This is a genomic window from Micromonospora sp. NPDC050784, assembly GCF_044456765.1.
GTDB lineage: Bacteria > Actinomycetota > Actinomycetes > Mycobacteriales > Micromonosporaceae > Micromonospora > Micromonospora foliorum.
Genome location: NZ_JBITGG010000021.1, coordinates 53,868 through 70,332 on the forward strand (window position 1 = coordinate 53,868; position 16,465 = coordinate 70,332).

The 16,465-nt window shown below is 69.6% G+C and carries 17 protein-coding genes; 10 read left to right on the top strand and 7 right to left on the bottom strand.

Annotation, left to right across the window (positions count from 1 at the left end; translation table 11 throughout):
* Positions 1-8: 8 nt before the first annotated feature.
* On the top strand, positions 9-533 hold the full coding sequence (locus tag ACIBD9_RS25455) for a winged helix-turn-helix domain-containing protein (RefSeq protein ID WP_387165832.1): 525 nt from the start codon (positions 9-11) through the stop codon (positions 531-533).
* A 43-nt stretch (positions 534-576) separates the two neighbouring features.
* On the opposite strand, the gene ACIBD9_RS25460 is transcribed toward ACIBD9_RS25455, so the two are convergent.
* The gene (locus ACIBD9_RS25460; protein ID WP_396721441.1) at positions 577-1,467 is read right to left on the bottom strand and encodes a diiron oxygenase; all 891 of its coding nucleotides are present in this window, start codon (positions 1,465-1,467) and stop codon (positions 577-579) included.
* Between the two features lie 48 nt (positions 1,468-1,515).
* Between ACIBD9_RS25460 and ACIBD9_RS25465 the strand changes: the two genes are divergently transcribed.
* The 6 genes from ACIBD9_RS25465 to ACIBD9_RS25490 all read left to right on the top strand — a co-directional run bounded on the left by ACIBD9_RS25465 (position 1,516) and on the right by ACIBD9_RS25490 (position 7,500).
* On the top strand, positions 1,516-2,244 hold the full coding sequence (locus ACIBD9_RS25465; RefSeq protein WP_396721443.1) for a TetR family transcriptional regulator: 729 nt from the start codon (positions 1,516-1,518) through the stop codon (positions 2,242-2,244).
* Positions 2,241-2,540 (top strand): DUF4873 domain-containing protein, encoded by a 300-nt coding sequence (locus ACIBD9_RS25470; protein ID WP_396721445.1) that lies wholly within the window; start codon positions 2,241-2,243, stop codon positions 2,538-2,540. The genes ACIBD9_RS25465 and ACIBD9_RS25470 overlap by 4 nt, the downstream gene beginning before the upstream one ends.
* Complete coding sequence (locus ACIBD9_RS25475; RefSeq protein WP_396721447.1) at positions 2,541-4,034, top strand: flavin-containing monooxygenase; 1,494 nt, start codon at positions 2,541-2,543, stop codon at positions 4,032-4,034.
* Positions 4,024-4,896 (top strand): SDR family oxidoreductase, encoded by an 873-nt coding sequence (locus ACIBD9_RS25480; protein WP_396721449.1) that lies wholly within the window; start codon positions 4,024-4,026, stop codon positions 4,894-4,896. Before ACIBD9_RS25475 ends, ACIBD9_RS25480 begins: the two co-directional genes overlap by 11 nt.
* Positions 4,893-5,720 carry an alpha/beta fold hydrolase gene (locus tag ACIBD9_RS25485; RefSeq protein WP_396721450.1) on the top strand — a complete coding sequence of 276 codons (828 nt, stop codon included), beginning with the start codon at positions 4,893-4,895 and terminating at the stop codon, positions 5,718-5,720. The genes ACIBD9_RS25480 and ACIBD9_RS25485 overlap by 4 nt, the downstream gene beginning before the upstream one ends.
* A 220-nt stretch (positions 5,721-5,940) precedes the next feature.
* Positions 5,941-7,500, top strand: a complete 1,560-nt coding sequence (locus tag ACIBD9_RS25490) for an OFA family MFS transporter (protein WP_396721553.1) — start codon at positions 5,941-5,943, stop codon at positions 7,498-7,500.
* An 86-nt stretch (positions 7,501-7,586) separates the two neighbouring features.
* On the opposite strand, the gene nrfD is transcribed toward ACIBD9_RS25490, so the two are convergent.
* The 4 genes from nrfD to ACIBD9_RS25510 all read right to left on the bottom strand — a co-directional run bounded on the left by nrfD (position 7,587) and on the right by ACIBD9_RS25510 (position 13,815).
* Entirely contained in the window at positions 7,587-8,552 is a 966-nt protein-coding gene (gene nrfD, locus ACIBD9_RS25495; RefSeq protein ID WP_396721452.1) for an NrfD/PsrC family molybdoenzyme membrane anchor subunit, read from the bottom strand.
* A complete protein-coding gene (locus ACIBD9_RS25500; protein ID WP_396721453.1) occupies positions 8,549-9,592 on the bottom strand; it encodes a 4Fe-4S dicluster domain-containing protein in 1,044 nt (347 codons plus the stop codon). Before ACIBD9_RS25500 ends, nrfD begins: the two co-directional genes overlap by 4 nt.
* 3 nt (positions 9,593-9,595) lie before the next feature.
* The gene (gene fdh / locus ACIBD9_RS25505) at positions 9,596-12,871 is read right to left on the bottom strand and encodes a formate dehydrogenase (RefSeq protein WP_396721455.1); all 3,276 of its coding nucleotides are present in this window, start codon (positions 12,869-12,871) and stop codon (positions 9,596-9,598) included.
* Between the two features lie 146 nt (positions 12,872-13,017).
* A complete protein-coding gene (locus ACIBD9_RS25510) occupies positions 13,018-13,815 on the bottom strand; it encodes a PrsW family intramembrane metalloprotease (protein ID WP_396721457.1) in 798 nt (265 codons plus the stop codon).
* Between the two features lie 214 nt (positions 13,816-14,029).
* Here ACIBD9_RS25510 and ACIBD9_RS25515 point away from each other — a divergent pair, with 214 nt between their 5' ends.
* Positions 14,030-14,650: a permease-like cell division protein FtsX gene (locus ACIBD9_RS25515; RefSeq protein ID WP_396721458.1), complete on the top strand. Its 621-nt coding sequence runs from the start codon at positions 14,030-14,032 to the stop codon at positions 14,648-14,650.
* Positions 14,651-14,781: 131 nt separating this feature from the next.
* Here ACIBD9_RS25515 and ACIBD9_RS25520 read toward each other — a convergent pair whose 3' ends face one another.
* A complete protein-coding gene (locus tag ACIBD9_RS25520; RefSeq protein ID WP_396721460.1) occupies positions 14,782-14,985 on the bottom strand; it encodes a hypothetical protein in 204 nt (67 codons plus the stop codon).
* Positions 14,986-15,227: 242 nt separating this feature from the next.
* On the opposite strand from ACIBD9_RS25520, the gene ACIBD9_RS25525 reads away from it, so the two are divergent.
* Positions 15,228-15,461, top strand: coding sequence for a GntR family transcriptional regulator (locus ACIBD9_RS25525; RefSeq protein WP_396721462.1), 234 nt, complete (start codon positions 15,228-15,230; stop codon positions 15,459-15,461).
* Between the two features lie 108 nt (positions 15,462-15,569).
* Here the strand turns inward: ACIBD9_RS25525 and ACIBD9_RS25530 are convergent, their stop codons facing one another.
* A complete protein-coding gene (locus ACIBD9_RS25530; RefSeq protein WP_396721463.1) occupies positions 15,570-15,989 on the bottom strand; it encodes an ASCH domain-containing protein in 420 nt (139 codons plus the stop codon).
* Positions 15,990-16,065: 76 nt separating this feature from the next.
* On the opposite strand from ACIBD9_RS25530, the gene ACIBD9_RS25535 reads away from it, so the two are divergent.
* A complete protein-coding gene (locus tag ACIBD9_RS25535; RefSeq protein ID WP_396721464.1) occupies positions 16,066-16,464 on the top strand; it encodes an NUDIX hydrolase in 399 nt (132 codons plus the stop codon).
* Position 16,465 lies beyond the last annotated feature (1 nt).

Genomic DNA, 16,465 nt, shown 5'->3' on the forward strand with positions numbered 1-16,465 from the left:
GTGGTGCGGTGGCCGAGGACGAGGCAACGGTGAACAGGGGTGATCCGGCCGACGAGCCGTTCCCACTGCTGATCGCGGTGACCCCGTCGCCCGCCGAGCGCATCCGGCTCGCGGAACTTCTCGACGGCATCGCGCCGCTGCTGCTGGTCTCCGACCTCGACGAGTTGCGCCGGCTGATCTCCGCTCCGCAGCAGGTCGCCGCCCCGTCCGAACCGGCGCCGGTCGCCGCCCTGGTGATCGACTCGGCCCGCTCCAGTGCCCGCTGCGGGAAACGTGAAGTCGACCTCACCCGCCTCGAACACGACCTGCTGACCTGCCTGATCACCGAGCCGGCCCGGGTCTGGAGCTACGCCGAGTTGCATCGGTCGGTCTGGGGTGACGAGGGGCGCGAACGCAAGGCGGACGTGCAGTCGCTGGTGAAGCGGCTGCGCCGCAAGCTACACGACCTGGGCACCGGGGCGACCATCGATGTCGTCCGCGGGGTGGGGCTGCGGCTGACCGATCACCAGCAGGCGCGGGTCGAACGGGCCTGACCACGATGGCCCGCCCCATGCCGCTCCGCTGAGGGACGACGGGTCAGATCAGCCCGGCCCGGGCCCACAGCAGACGTCCCGGCCCGGCCACCAGGCCAACGCCCGCCAGGTTGGCGTGCACCCGCGCCGCCGACCAGCGAAGGGTGGCACGCCAGTGCGGGTTGGCGCGGGCAGCCGCGCGGCCGACCGCCGGCGGAATGCCCACCGACGCGTACGCGTCGGGATGGACCAGGCGGTTGGCGATCGTGTAGGCGGCGCGACCGACCAGCAGTCGGGCGTACGCCATGCCCGCCGGGCCGGTGGCCGCGACGGCGGCGGCCAGTTCCTCGCGGGCGAACCGGACGTGTCGCGCCTCCTCCACCACGTGGATGCGGGAGACCATCCGGATGAGCGGCTGGAGCGACTCGTCCGCCATGATCTCGCGCTGGAACGCGTCGAGGATCTCCTCCGCGATGAGGATCGCGGCGTACATCCGGGGACCGCTGGCGGTGGCCTTGAGGAAGCGCCCGAGGTGGTGGTCGACGGTGTTCGCGCGGTAGACCGGACAACCCATGGCCTCGATCAGCCGGCCGAACATGATGGAGTGCCGGCACTCGTCGGCGACCTCGGTCAACGCGTACTGGGCCTCCCGGCTGGTCGGGTCGGCGCGGTAGTACCCCCGGATCAACATCTGCATGAGGATCGTCTCGAACCACAGCCCGGCGCTGGCCGCGCTGGCCACCTCGTGCTTGGTGAGCTCGACGCGCTGCTCCTCGCTGAGCTGCTCCCACAGCGGCGTGCCGTAGAGGCTGCTGCGCTGTGGCGGGAGCCAGTAGGCGCCGGGGGTGTGTGGTGCCTCCCAGTCGATCTCGACGGTGGGGTCGTAGCTCGTCCGCAGCGAGGACGTGAGTAGTCGCTCGGCGACCGCCGCACGCCCGGTTTCCGTCGCCTCCATGGCTCCTCCATATTGACGTGACGGCCAGTAACTGTTACGAGTAGTAGCATGCAATTGCCGCTCACCGATGTCAATGCGTCCGACCCGTCGGCCACGCCCCCCGACGGCAGTCCGAAAGCGAAGGGCAACGGCCGCCGAGACCGCTGGGCAGACCATCGTGAGCAACGACGGCAGGAGTTGGTCGGGGCCGCCGTGCAGGCGCTGCTGCGGCACGGGCCGGAGGTCGACATGGAACAGGTGGCTGCCGCCGCCGGCGTCAGCAAGCCCGTTCTGTACCGCTACTTCGCCGACAAGTCGCAGCTCTGGGTCGCGGTCAGCGAGGTGGTGGCGGCCCGGATGGTCGACACCATCGCGCCCGCCATCGAACAGGTCCGCGAGGAACGTGGCCTGGTCGAGGCGACGATCGACGCCTACCTGGGCGTGATCGAGTCGGAGCCGAAGCTCTACCGGTTCCTCATGCACCAGTCCGGCGACCCCGGCATCCACCAGGTGATCGCCGGTACCAGCCGGCAGGTGGCCGCCGGGCTCGCCCGGGTGATCGGCGACCGGCTCCGCACACTGGGCCTGGACGCCGGTCCCGCCGAGCCCTGGGCGTACGGCCTGGTGGGTTTCGTGCAGGCGGTCGGCGACTGGTGGACCACGCACGGCCAGCCAATCAGCCGGGCCGCCCTCACCGACTACCTGACCGCTCTGCTGTGGAGCGGCATCGAGGGGGTGCGGGCCAGCGCCGACCTGCCGCACGAGCTGACCCGCGCCCACGAACGGATCGTGCCGTGAGCTACCACGGCCCGGCGGGTGTCGAGGGCACCTCGGTCCGGGTGCACCTCAGCGGCCGGTGGGAGCCGGTCGACGGCCGCTTCCACTGGGGCGGACGGATCGAGCCCGAGCCACGGGTGGCCCACCTGCTGCGCTCCGGCCGGCGCGACGTCGAGTTGCGCATCGCCGACCGCGTCCGGGCGGCCCGACTGGCCGAGGTCGATCCGTGGGGCGGCGTACGGGTCACCGGCGTGGGCGATCCGCCCTGGCCGCCCGTGGCCGACCCGACTTGCGCGCCCGAGCCCACGGAGGAGTGAATGGAGACAGACGTTGCCATCATCGGCGCCGGCTTCGGTGGCCTGGGCGCCGCCATCCGCCTACAGCGGGCCGGCTTCACCGACTTTCTCGTCTTCGACCGGGGTGCGGACGTCGGCGGCACCTGGCGTGACAACAGCTACCCGGGCTGCGCCTGCGATGTCCCGTCGCACCTCTACTCGTTCTCCTTCGCCCCCAACCCCCGCTGGTCGAACACGTTCTCCAGTCAGCCGGAGATCTGGGACTACCTGCGCGGCTGCGTCGACCGCTTCGGGATCCGGCCGAAGTTGCGGTTGCGCCACGAGGTGCGGGAGGCGCGGTGGGACGAGCAGCGCCAACGCTGGCTGTTGCGCACCTCCGGCGGTGACCACAGCGCCCGGGTCCTGATCTGTGCCGCCGGCCCGCTCAGCGACCCGGCCATCCCCGACCTGCCCGGGATCGACGAGTTCGCGGGCACGGTGTTCCACTCGGCCCGTTGGCGGCACGACCACGACCTGACCGGCCGGCGAGTCGCGGTGATCGGCACCGGCGCCTCGGCCGTCCAGTTCGTGCCACAGATCCAGCCGGCGGTCGAGAAGCTGACGCTCTTCCAGCGCACCCCCGCCTGGATCATGCCGAGGTTGTCACGCCCGATCAGCGGGGTCGAGCAGGCCGCGTTCCGCACCGTGCCCGGCGCGCAGCGGGCCGCCCGGGCAGGGCTCTATTTGGTACGCGAGAGCATGGGCCTGGGCTTCCTGCACCCGGCGGTCAACCGCCTCGCCTCGCGCCTGTCCCTGCGGACGCTGCGGCGGCAGGTTCCCGACCCGCACCTGCGGGACAAGCTCACCCCCCGGTACGCGATGGGCTGCAAGCGGGTGCTGATCTCCAACGACTACTGGCCGTCGCTGACCCGACCGAACGTCGACGTGGTCACCGCCGGCATCGCCCGGATCGTGCCGGACGGCCTCGTCACCGACGACGACGTCCACCGGCGGGCGGACACGATCATCCTCGGGACCGGCTTCCACGTCACCGACTCCCCCGTCGTACGGCGTATCCACGGTCGGGACGGGCGCAGCCTGGGCGACGCGTGGACCCCCAGCATGCACGCGTACCAGGGCACGACCATCGCCGGCTTCCCCAACCTGTTCTTCCTACTCGGCCCGAACACCGGGCTCGGACACACCTCCGTGGTGCTGATGATCGAGGCGCAGCTGCAGCTGGTGCTCGCGGCCCTGCGGCACATGCGGGCCAAGGGCATCCAAGCCATCGAACCCACCGCCGAGGCGCAACGACGCTGGACCGAGCGGATCGACCAGAAGATGGCCGGCACCGTCTGGCAGACCGGCTGTTCGAGCTGGTACCTCGACGCCACCGGCCGGAACACCACCATCTGGCCGGGCTTCGCCACCAGCTTCCGAATGCGGCTGCGTCGGTTCCGCCCGACCGACTACCAGATCGCCCCGACCGACAGCACCCCCAACGAAGCGGAGTGGGAGCACGCCGATGCGGTATGACCTGGCGGGCAAGACCCTGCTCATCACCGGCGCGGCGCGCGGCATCGGGGCGCGGCTGGCCCGTGAGGCCGTCGTCCGCGGGGCCCGGGTCGCCCTGGTCGGTCTGGAAGGCGAGCTGCTCAGGCAGCTCAGCGCCGACCTCGACGCGCACTGGTACGAGTGTGACGTCACCGACCAGGCGGCGTTGGACGCCGCGGTGGCCTCCACGGTGGACCGCTTCGGTGGCATCGACGTCGTCGTGGCCAACGCGGGCATCGCGAACCTCGGCACCGTCGCCGTGGGACCGGTCGACGCGCTGGTCCGTACCGTCGAGGTGAACCTCTGCGGCGCGATCCGCACGGTCAGCGCGGCGCTGCCCCACGTCACCGCCGCCCGTGGCCACGTCCTGGTCGTCTCGTCCGCTGCCGCCTTCACGGCGATGCCCGGCATGGCCGCCTACTGCGCGTCCAAGGCGGGTGTGGAGCAGTTCGCCAACGTGCTGCGCCTGGAGACCCGCCCACGCGGCGTCACCGTCGGCACGGCGCATCCGATCTGGATCGACACCGACCTGGTCCGCGACATCCGTGACGACCTGGCATCGTTCCGCACCGCGCTGCGCCGGTTGCCGTGGCCGCTGTCCACCGTCGTACCCGTCGAGCAGTGCGTCGAAGCCCTGCTCCGCGGCATCGAGCGCCGCAAGCGCAAGGTGTACGTGCCCCGGTCGCTTGCCATAGTGCAGGCGCTACGGCCGGTGGTGCTGAGCGGCCTCTCCGACGCGTTGATCACCCGGTTCGGTGGCCAGCGCATGGTCGGCCAGATGGAAGACGAGGTACGCCAGCTCGGGCGTTCCTTCGGCAGGACGTCGGTGGGAGGGCAGTCATGAGCATTCACTACCGGCGTGCGGGCAGCGGCGAGCCGCTCGTGCTCATCCACGGCATCGGTCACCGTCATCAGGCGTGGGAGCCGGTGTTCGACCGCCTCACCGCCCACCACGAGGTGATCGCGCTCGACCTGCCGGGCTTCGGGAACTCTCCGGTGCCCGGCACCGGCATGCCCGCCGACATGGCCGCCACCGTGGCCGGGGTCCTGCCGGCCCTGACCGAGTGGGGGCTGGAGCGTCCGCACGTCGCCGGCTACAGCCTCGGCGGGGCGATCGCGCTGGAGCTTGCCGCCACCGGGGCGGTCGCCTCGGCCACCGCCTTCTCCCCCGCCGGGTTCTTCACCCCGGCGGAGCGCCGACGGGCGTTGGCCATCCTCCGGACGCTGCGGGCCAACTCGTACCTGCCCACCACGATCATGCGGGTCGCGCTGCGCTCGGCGTACCTTCGGGCGTTGTGCTTCGCGCCGCTGATGGCCCGCCCGACGCTGCTGGACGTCGAGCGCGCGCTGGGCGACGCGCTCGCCCTGCGACGCGGGCTCGGCTTCAACGCCGTGGCCCGAGCCGCCCGCGACTACCGCTTCGACTGCCTTCGGCTGTCCGACGCGACGGTGCCGGTGACCATCGGCTGGGGAGACTGTGACCGGATCTTCGGCGTCCACCAGGCCGAGCGCGCCCGGGCGGGCCTGCCGGCGGCACGGGTGGTGACGCTGCCCCGCTGCGGGCACGTGCCGATGAGCGACGACCCGGATCTTGTCGCCGCGCTCATCCTGGAGACCACCGGCGCCGTGCCCCGCGCCGGACGACCGGATCCGTCGGTCTCCGTCTAGGGTCGCGGGTCAGGTCGCCCACGTGACGTCTCCGTGCCCGCGTTTTTTGGTAACAGCATGGTGTGAACCGGCCGCCACGTAACGTGAGGTGAAGCCGGTAATCGGCTGACGCCAGACGTGCGCCGAGCCGCCACCGCGGCGGCGCCGCTCGGCCACCTGCCGGGTCGGACAGCTCGGCAACGTCGCGGCTACTCAGCCGCAGGAGGTGTGGACGATGCCCATGCTGTCGGTCTTCGATCCCCGGCACACGGTCGCTCCCCCGGGATACAGCCGCTGGCTCATCCCGACGGCGGCACTGGCCGTGCACGTCTGCATCGGCCAGGTCTACGCGACGAGCGTCTACAAGAACTCCCTCATCGCGCACTTCGACGTCAGCCAGACGGCGATCGGGGCGATCTTCAGTATCGCCATCGTCATGCTGGGTTCGTCCGCGGCGGTGGGTGGCCGTTGGGTGGAGCGCAACGGACCGCGCCGGGCGATGTTCGTCTCCGCCTGCTTCTGGGCCGTCGGGTTCCTGGTCGGCGCGCTCGGCATCGCGACCCAACAACTCTGGCTCCTCTATCTCGGATACGGCGTCATCGGCGGCATCGGGCTCGGCATCGGCTACATCTCACCCGTCTCCACACTGATCAAGTGGTTCCCGGACCGCCCCGGCCTCGCCACCGGGTTGGCCATCATGGGGTTCGGCGGCGGCGCACTGGTCGCCGGCCCGCTCGCGCGCCAACTGCTCTCCCTCTACGACTCCGGCTACAACCCCAACAACCCGGCCGCCGTCGCGTCGGGACACGCCCTCGTGGCGCTCTTCGTCACGTTCGGCATCGGCTATTTCGTGATCATGATGTTCGGCCCGTTCAACGTCCGGGTCCCGGCGCCGGACTGGCGGCCCGCCGGGTTCGACCCCGCGAGCGTCGCCGCCCGACCTCTGGTGACAACGGCGAGCGTTTCCGCGTCGAACGCGGTGCGTACCCGCTCGTTCTGGTTGCTGTGGATCGTGCTGTTCTGCAACGTCACCGCAGGCATCGGCATCCTGGAGCAGGCAAGCCCGATGATCCAGGACTTCTTCCGGGACAACGGGACCGCCACCACGGTCTCGGTGACGGCGGCGGCCGGTTTCGTGGGCGTGCTGTCGCTGTTCAACATGGCTGGGCGGTTCGTCTGGTCCACGACGTCCGACCTGATCGGTCGCAAGCCCATCTACATGGTCTACCTCGGCGTCGGCATGGTGCTGTACCTGCTGCTCGCCGTGGCCGGCCACTCCGCGACCGCGGTCTTCGTGCTGATCGCCGCCGCGATCATCTCCTTCTACGGCGGTGGCTTCGCCACCATGCCCGCCTACCTGCGTGACCTGTTCGGCACCTTCCAGGTCGGGGCCATCCACGGCCGGATCCTGACCGCCTGGTCGGCTGCGGGCGTTGCCGGCCCGCTGATCGTCAACGGGATCCTCGACACACAGGGCAAGCCCGGCACCCTCACCGCTGCGGCGTACCGGCCCGCGCTGTTCACCATGGTCGGCATCCTCGCCATCGGGTTCATCGCGAACCTGCTGGTCCGTTCCGTGCCCGATCGGTTCCACGAACCGAACCGGGGGCCGACCTCGCCCGTGGCGAAGGCCACCGTCACCGAACCGGTCGCTCTCGGGCGGGACAGCCAGCCGCCCGCGCCGCCGCGCGTCGGCAGCCAGACCGGGCGGCTCTGGTTGTCGTGGCTGCTGGTCGCGGTGCTCCTCGGGTACGGCATCGTCCAGACGGCCATCACCGCCGCGAAGCTGTTCACCGGCTGACGCGCGGCGGCCCGTCGCGGCCAGACCTCTCGCACCGCAACGGAAGGCGCCCCTCGCAAGGGGCGCCTTCCGTTGCGCCGACCCGCTCAGAGCTGGGTCGTCGACCGGCTCTCGGCCAGCCGTTCCCGTTGGGGCACGACCGTGTACTTCGGATCGCGTGCCGACACCCTTCCCGCCTCGAAGACACCGAATCGGGTGGCGACCGACGATGCCACGAGGGCGGCGCCGGAGATCGCCGACAGGACCCGGCTGCGTCGGCTGACCAGCGCGGTGGCGGCGCCCACGACGAGCAGGGCGCGTCCCGCCTTGATCAGCCGGCCGCTGCGTCCGTGCGTGTAGGGCTCGCTGGTGAGGCCCTGCCGCTCCAGCCGGTGCCCCCCGCCCAGCTCGATGGCCGCCGCGGCCACGGCGAGTCGTCGCAGGGGGGCGGTCTCCGCGGCCGGTGCCGCGATCAGGCCGACCCCGGACGCGGCGGCGAGCGCGCTGCCGGCGAAGACGAACGGCAGCGACGGATAGGCGTCGTGCCAGGACGGCACGGCCGTGTCCGCGAGCAGCACCCCGGTGTACGTCGCCAGCGCCGGCGCGGTGGCTGCGGCAGCCAGGCCGGCGACGTTGCCGATGGGCGGTGCGATCCGACGGGCGAGGCCGAGCACACCGTGCTGCGGGAGCAGCGGCGCGAGTTCGGCGACCGCGGCCACGCCGGCCAGCGGGCCGAACGCGGCGAGGATCCAGGTGCCGACCGACATCGGCGAGGTCACCTTGGCCACCCGGAGCATGTGATGGAACCGGGCCGGCCGGCCGAGGTCGTGCACCAGCAGGTACGTGCTGGCGGCGACGCCGCCGAGGGCCGTCCAACGGCCCACCTTGCGCAGCCCGGGTCGTCCGGTCAGTTGGGCCCCCGCCCCGATCAGCGCACTTCCGGCGGCGAGGCCTCCGGCGAACAGGTAGCCGGCGATGTCGTACTTCCATACCGGCGCCTTCAGAACCGGCCGACCGTAGTAGGAGGCGAAGTCGGCCGGCGGCACCGTGAGCTGCTCACCGCCGCGGGTCACGACCGCCTCCCCAGGAACGCGACCGCCGTGGCGACGGCCATCGTCATCGCCGCCAGACCGGCGCGTTTCCACATGGCCGGCAGGTCACGGGTGGTCACGATCGGGTCCGGGGGCAGCCCGTACACCTCCGGCTCGTCCAGCAGCAGGAAGAACGCACCATCACCACCGACGCCGTCGTTGGGGTCGTGCCCGTACAACCGCGCCTCGGGCATACCATGTTCATGCAGCTTTTCCACCCGCGCAGCTGCCCGCTCCCGCAACTCATCCAAGGCGCCGTACTGGATCGACTCCGTCGGACACGCCTGCGCACACGCCGGCGTCATCCCCACCCCGAGACGGTCGTAGCACAGCGTGCACTTCCACGCCCGACCGTCATCCTTGCGTTGGTCGATGACGCCGTACGGGCAGGCAGAGATGCAGTAACCGCAGCCGTTGCAGATGTCCTCCTGCACCACCACGGTGCCGAACTCCGTGCGGAACAGGGAACCGGTCGGGCAGACATCCAGGCAGGCCGCGTGGGTGCAGTGCTTGCACACGTCCGACATCATCAACCAGCGGAAGTCCGTCCGTCCCTCCGCGCCCGAACCCCTCCCCGGCGGCTGCGCACCCGGCATCCCCAGAAACTCCGGGCCGCCCGACATGCGGGCCGCCGCGTCAGGCGAGCCGGGCGAAAGGCCCGGATCCGTCCCGGTGTCGGTGGCGGTACGCGCGCCGGCTGCCGCCGTGAGCGGGCTGATCGCCGGCCCGTCCGGGTCCCCCGCGAACGCCGGAGTCGCCCAGCCGGCCGAGCGGGGCTGCTCCACGAACGCGACGTGCCGCCACGAGTTCGCGGTCAGCGCGCCGGTGTTGTCGTACGACATGCCCAGCAGGTCGAGCCCACTCTCGGGGACGCCGTTCCACTCCTTGCAGGCCACCTCGCACGCCTTGCAGCCGATGCAGACGCTGGTATCGGTGAAGAACCCCATCCGTGGCGGCGGGTTCTCGTAGCCGGCGTCCGGTGCGGGGTCCAGCGGCCCGTACAGGGCACTGGTGTGGGGCATGGGTCAGACCTCCTGGTCCGGGCCGCTGTCGGCGGAGTCGGTCGTGACCTGCGGTGGATAGTGCGGGCTGAGGTCCCCGGATCGTCGCCGGTAGTCGACGACGAGAGCCAGCAGCTCGACGCCTCTCGGGCGTCGCCCGGGACGGACGTCGCAGGTGCCGACCTTGCTCTCCTGGATCAGCACGTTCGGGTCCAGGCTGATGCCGAACAGGTCGTTGGCCGAGTCGCCGGTCACCAGACCCTCGAAACCGAAGTGGTACGGCAACCAGACCTGGTGGATGACACGGTCGTCCACCCGCAACGGGGTGAGCCGGTCCGTCACCAGCACCCGTGCCTCGATGGCCGCACGGGCGGTGACCAGGTGCGCCCAACCCAGGTGGGTGAGACCACGTTCGGCGGCCAACTCCGGGGACACCTCCACGAACATCTCCGGTTGCAGCTCGGCCAGCGGCGACACCGTCCGGCTCATCCCGCCGGCGGTGTGGTGTTCGGTGAGCCGGCTGACCGTGAACACGTACGGGAACACCTGGCTGTACGGTTCCGGCGGGCTCGGGTTGAGCGTGTTGATCGGGTGGGTGTAGACCTTGCGGGTCGGGTTGGCCTGCTGTCGGTAGAGCGGGTTGCGCACCGGCGACTCGACCGGCTCGTAGTGGGTGGGCATCGGCCCGTCGAGCACGCCGGTGGGCGCGTACAGCCAGCCTTTGCCGTCGCCCTGGAGGATGAACGGATCGTCGCCGGCGATGCCCGCCACACCCGACGCGTCGCGCTCCGGCCGGTAGGACGGCGGTTTGGTCTTTTCGAAGTCCGGCACGTCGTAGCCGGTCCACTCACCCTTGTCCGCGTCCCACCAGACGTAGCGTTTGCGCTCACTCCACGGGTTGCCGTCCGGGTCGGCGGACGCGCGGTTGTAGAGGATGCGCCGGTTCGCCGGCCACGCCCAACCCCACTCGGGCGCCACCAATGACTGCTCCGAGCCGGGTTTGCGCCGGGCCGCCTGGTTGACGCCGTCGGCGTACACCCCGGTGTAGATCCAGCAACCGCCGAGGGTGGAGCCGTCGTCCTTCATCTCGGTGAACGACGCCAGCGGCCGGCCGGTGGCCACGTCGTACCCGTTGATCTCGCGCAGCACCGCCTCGGCGCTCGGCTCGACGTTCGGGCCGTGCGTGGGGTAGTCCCAGGCGAGGTCGAGCAGCGCACGGTCGCGCGGCTTCGTCGACGTCGCCAGCCGTTCCCGGATGATGCGACCGAGGTGGTAGAAGAACCAGAGTTCGGAGCGGGCGTCGCCTGGCGGCTCGACGGCCTTCTCCCGCCACTGCAACAGCCGTTGGGTCTGGGTGAAGGTGCCCTCCTTCTCCACGTGGGAGGCGGCCGGTAGGAAGAACACCTCGGTGCGGCACCGCTCGGGCGTGATCTCGCCGGTCTCGATCTCCGGCGCTTTCTGCCAGAACGTGGCGCTCTCGATCATGAACAGGTCGCGGACCACGAGCCAGTCGAGGTTGGCCATGCCGAGCCGCTGCGCCCGGCCGTGCGCCGAACCGACCGCCGGGTTCTGCCCGAGCAGGAAGTACCCCTTGATCTTGCCGTCGATCATGTCGAGCACCTGCTGGTACGTGCCGTGGTCGCCGGTCATCCGCGGCATGTACCCGTAGCAGTAGTCGTTGTCGACGGTGGCCGCCTCGCCCCAGTACGCCTTGAGCAGGTTGACGCCGTAGGTGCGGGCATTGCCCCAGAAGCCCTTCTGCCCGGGGTGCGCGATGCTGTCCACCCACTTGTCCAGGGTCGGGTGATTGGCGTGATGGGGCATCGGCAGGTAGCCCGGAAGCAGGTTGAACAGCGTCGGGATGTCGGTGGACCCCTGGATGCTGGCGTGCCCGCGCAGGGCCATCACCCCGCCACCCGGGCGGCCCACGTTGCCCAGCAGGAGTTGGATGATCGCGCCGGTGCGGATGTACTGCACGCCGACGCTGTGCTGCGTCCAGCCCACCGAGTAGACGAGCATGCCGGTCCGGTCCCGGCCGGAGTTCTCCGTCCACGCCTGGGCCAGTTCGAGGAACTTCTCCTGCGGGATGCCGCAGACCCGTTCCACCATCTCCGGGGTGTAGCGGGCGAAGTGCCGCTTGAGGATCTGGTAGACGCAGCGCGGGTGCTGCAACGTCTCGTCCCGTTCGGTCTCGCCACCGACGGGCGCGCCGTGCGACTCGTTCTCCAGCCCGGCCGCCGTCTCCCGCTGCGTCTCACTGTCGCGGGTCGTCTGGTTCTGCGAGTGGCCCTCGTACCGCCAGCTGGCCTGGTCGTAGGTGGCGTTGTCGTCGTTGAAGCCGGAGAACAAGCCGTGCATGTCCTCGGTGTCGGCGTACTCCTCCGTCACGATGGTCGCGGCGTTGGTGTAGGCGACGACGTACTCGCGGAAGTCCAGCTCGTTGTCGAGGATGTAGCGCACCACCCCACCGAGCAACGCGATGTCCGTGCCCGCCCGGATCGGCAGGTACGAGTCAGCCAGCGCGCTGGTGCGGGTGAAACGCGGGTCGACGTGGAAGACCTTCGCACCCCGACGCTTGGCCTCCATCACCCACTGGAAGCCCACCGGGTGTGCTTCGGCCATGTTCGAACCCTGGATGACGATGACGTCGGAATTCGACAGGTCCTGCTGGTACTGGGTGGCGCCGCCACGACCGAAGCTGGTCCCCAGACCGGGGACGGTGGAGGAGTGTCAAATACGGGCCTGGTTCTCGATCTGGAGCGCCCCCATCGCGGTGAACAACTTCTTGATGAGGTAGTTCTCCTCGTTGTCCAGCGTCGCCCCACCGAGGCTGGAGATGCCGAGCGTCCGGTTGAGCGGTCGACCCTCGGCGTCGACGTCCTCCCAGGTCTCGTCCCGGGCGGCAAGGACCCGATCGGCGATCATGTTCATCGCCGTGTCGAGGTCGAGGTCCTCCCACTCGGTGCCGTACGGCCGGCGGTAGCGGACTTTCGTCTGCCGCAGCGGGCTGGTGACCAGGCTCTTGCTCGCGGCGCCCTTCGGGCAGAGCCGACCCCGGGAGATCGGGCTGTCCGGATCACCCTCGATCTGACTGACCTGCCCGTCCTTCACGAACACCCGCTGGCCACAACCCACAGCGCAGTACGGGCATACAGACCGGGCGACTGAATCGGCGGTGTCGGTGCGGGCGGTGAGCGCTCGGGACCCGTCGGACTTAGCCGCGGCGCCCCGGCCCAGCGGGTCCGTGCCGGTGAGCTGACGGTAGACCGGCCAGCCCTCGAACCAGCTGCGCACCCCCATCGCCGCACCTTCCCGACCAAGCACGCCAAATATGAACACTCTGACGTTAGATGAGGTGCCGACCCGGTCGCAGCGGGATCACCAACAGTCATGCCTTCCCCGGCCCTTTTTCGGCAGGCCGGGAGAGGCATGGAGTACGGCGATGGTCAGTGCGCTTGCAGCTGGCCGAGCTGCTGGTCGCCGAAGGTCCGGTAGCGGCGCAGCTGCCAGAACAGCCAGCCGATGCTGATGATCGCCAACACGACGAAGACCAGTGAGCCGGAGAACGTGTCCCAGAGGGTGTGCAGGACGACGACACCCACGAACGTGCCGACGAACCCGAAGAGCCGCCCGACGCTTGGGCTCGCCAACAACGCCCAGAGCGCGCCAGCGGTCAGCCCGGTCCAGGCGGTGTGACCGGCGGGCGCCGTCAGACCCCGGATGAAGAGCGTCTGCTCCACCGCGCCGATGTTGCCCTGCGAACTCAGCAGCGCGGTGAAGGCGTAGCCCATCGTCTCCAGCGCGGCGAAACCCATGCCGGCCGCGACACCGATGATCAGCCCGTCCGACGGCACCCGACGCCGATGCTGGGCCACCACCGTGAACAGCAGCACCACCGGGACGATCAGCTTCGCCGACTCCTCGATCAGTGCCACGAACAGCATCGGCAGGGTGCCGAGGCCGCGCAGGGTGTCGTACTCCAGGGTGCCGGCGACCACGGTGCCGATCACACCGCCGAAGAACGCCGACGTCACCAACACCGACGCCGGCACCTGCCACCGCCCGGTCCGGGCCTGTGCGAACGTCAGGAACGTCAAGGGCACCAGCGTCGCCCCGAGCAGGATCAACGCCGGTACGAAGTTCGGATTCTTGGTGCTCACGAGGGTCCGCAGCACCGCCAGATAAAGGACCAGCCCGATGACGAGCACCCCGACCCACGCCCACCGGCGCCAACGATCACGCATACCGCGCAGTCTGGCGGACCACGGTTACGAAGACCAGCCATGGCCCTGAGAGCCTGGCTACTTTCAGCGGCGGCGAAGTCCGCTGTTCCGGGGCGGCGATGCGCGCGAGCGATGGCTACGATCTTCGCCCATGCGCCGCGTAGCACCGTTACTGTCACTCGTCGTCCTGCTGGCCCTTCCCGCCTGCACCTCACAACCCGAGGAGCCCGGGGACGTGGCGTTGACCGTCTTCCTCGACAACGACGTGACGGCGGCGCAGAAGGGCAGCGTGGAGCAGCAGCTCCGGTCGATGCCAAGTGTCAGAGAGGTTTCTCTCGAAACTCGCGAGCAGGCGTACGAGCGCCAGAAGGCGGACCTGAAGGACCAGCCCGACCTGCTGGCGGCCCTCAAGCCCGAATACATGCCGGAGCTTCTTCACGCCACCGTCACCGACGCGTCGATCGCCGAAGCGGTCGAACTGGTGATGGCCGAGGCCGACGGTGTGGAGGACGTGGCGCTCAGGATCGCGGACGTCGACCCTCGGCCATCGCGGATCGGCGTCATCGTCCGGCTGAAGTCGTCGGCGACCGACGAACAACGAGCTGCCGTGGAGAAGGCCGTCCGGGCACTCCCAACGGCGAAGTCGGTCGAATTCGAGGACCGCGACGCCGCGTACGAGCGCCTGCGCAAGCTGTGCCAGGGCAAGGGCGACCTGCCAACGCAGCTCCAACCGCAGATGACGCACGAGTCATGGCGGTTCGAGATGCCCCTGAACGGAGAAGGGTCTGGAGTGGGCGAGCTGATGGGGCTCGACGGCGTCGACGGCGTGCCCCTGGCCCCACTGGCGATGCTGTAACGCCTATGGATGGAGGCGGCTCTTCCGCCGGCATGGTCAGCCGCATTGCACGAGAACGCAATCGCTCTGCGCAGCAACGCTCTTCTCCCCTTTGCTTGCCGGCATCCATCAAAGCTCTTGGATGCCCACAGTCAGCGCTTCTGGAACATTAGGGCCGCAACTTCCGCAGTCAGCTTGATCGCCCAATCGAGCTGCGGACAGCTGTCGCGACCTCGGCACTCCAGGCACCCACCCACCCGCCATGGGCGGTCGAGCGTCCGCGTCCAATGCGTGTCCAGAACTCTCTTGGCGGTGAACAGCTCCGTCGCCTTGGAGATCGGCTCGTCGATCGGCATAGTCGGCACTCTCCCCGCGATCATGATTAGCCCCACCTGGGGGCAGAGTCCGTGCGTCCTACTCCCCAGGTGGGTATTCGGCCGGGAACCTAGGAGTTTGCCGAAACCAGGGAACCCGACTACGCGACCAACCTATTCCTACCTGTAGGAGTAGGTCAAGCTAGAGCATGGAACTTGTTGGAACAGGTTCGCGCGTGATCGAATTGAGGTGCCGAAACCAGGGGACCTACGGAGATCGACTCATGCCGACCGAGAAAGTGGACTACCGGCGCATCGCAACCGAGATCGCCGAAAAGATCAAGTCCGGAGCGCTAGCGCCGGGAGAGAAGCTACCGTCCACGCGCGAGCTTGCCGAGCAACACAGCGTGCACATTTCCACGATCAACCGGGTGATGACGATCCTCAAGGACCGTGAGCTGGTCGAGGGGCATCCGGGCAAAGGTGTCTATGTCGCCGAGCCCAAGCAATCGAGTTAGCGATGCCCCGAGCAACATCTCCTACTGCTCGTCCCTTGATCGTTGGCAGCTGAGTTGTTCGACACGCCGAGCGCTGCTCCCTGAGCTGCCACCGATCGCCGCCAGCGCTCAGACGACGTGCACCAGCCGGAAGCGCTCGGTCACCACGAGGGTGTCGTCGTCCACGGTGAAGTTGGGGTCGCCGAGTTCGGCGCGCACTTCGGCGCTATGCCAGAACGACTCGTGCCCCGCACGCCACTGCGCCACCGACTCGTCGCCCTCTCCCTCGGCCAGGGCGTGTGCCAGGTCGACCTCGGCGAGCCGGATCACCCGTACGTCGGTCAGCTCGATGGCCGCGACCCGCCGGCCCGCGGAGTCCACCACGGCGGACAGTTGGCCCACCTCGGGCAGGGGCTCGTTCGCGCACTCGTAGCCGACCAGCAGGCCAGTCGTCGAGGTCTTCGCCCCGGACAGGATCGCGCCCACCAGTTGGTCCCGCAGCGGCCCCGGAAACGCGAACTCGGCGAGCGGAAGATCATCGAGGTCCATCCGCGGAGGGTACGCGATCCGGTGCTCCGAAGGGACTGTCGTCGACGTGCGCGCGGCCACGTGGCACGGTCTCGTCATGGCCACCTATGACGTCGCCCTCTTGTTGCTTGTCAATCCGTCGGGCGCGGTGCTGCTGCAACACCGCGATGAGGACGCGGTCGTCTCGCCGGGCCAATGGAGCCTGCCGGGTGGCCATATCGAGCCCGGCGAGTCGCCGGAGGAGGCGGCCCGCCGCGAGCTGCTGGAGGAGACTGGTCTGACCGCAGGTGAGCTGCACCCGTTCTGGAGCGGTCCGCGTCCGTACGAAACGGGCTTCCCCCACACCGTGACCGTCCACGTATTTCGTGGCACCACCACGGCTCGGCAGGAGGACGTGGTCCTCGGTGAGGGTCAGGCCATGGTGTTCGTCCCCCGGGACCAAGTGCTCGATCGTGAGCTGGCGGTCTCCACCGCACTGGTCCTGCGCATGATTTAGC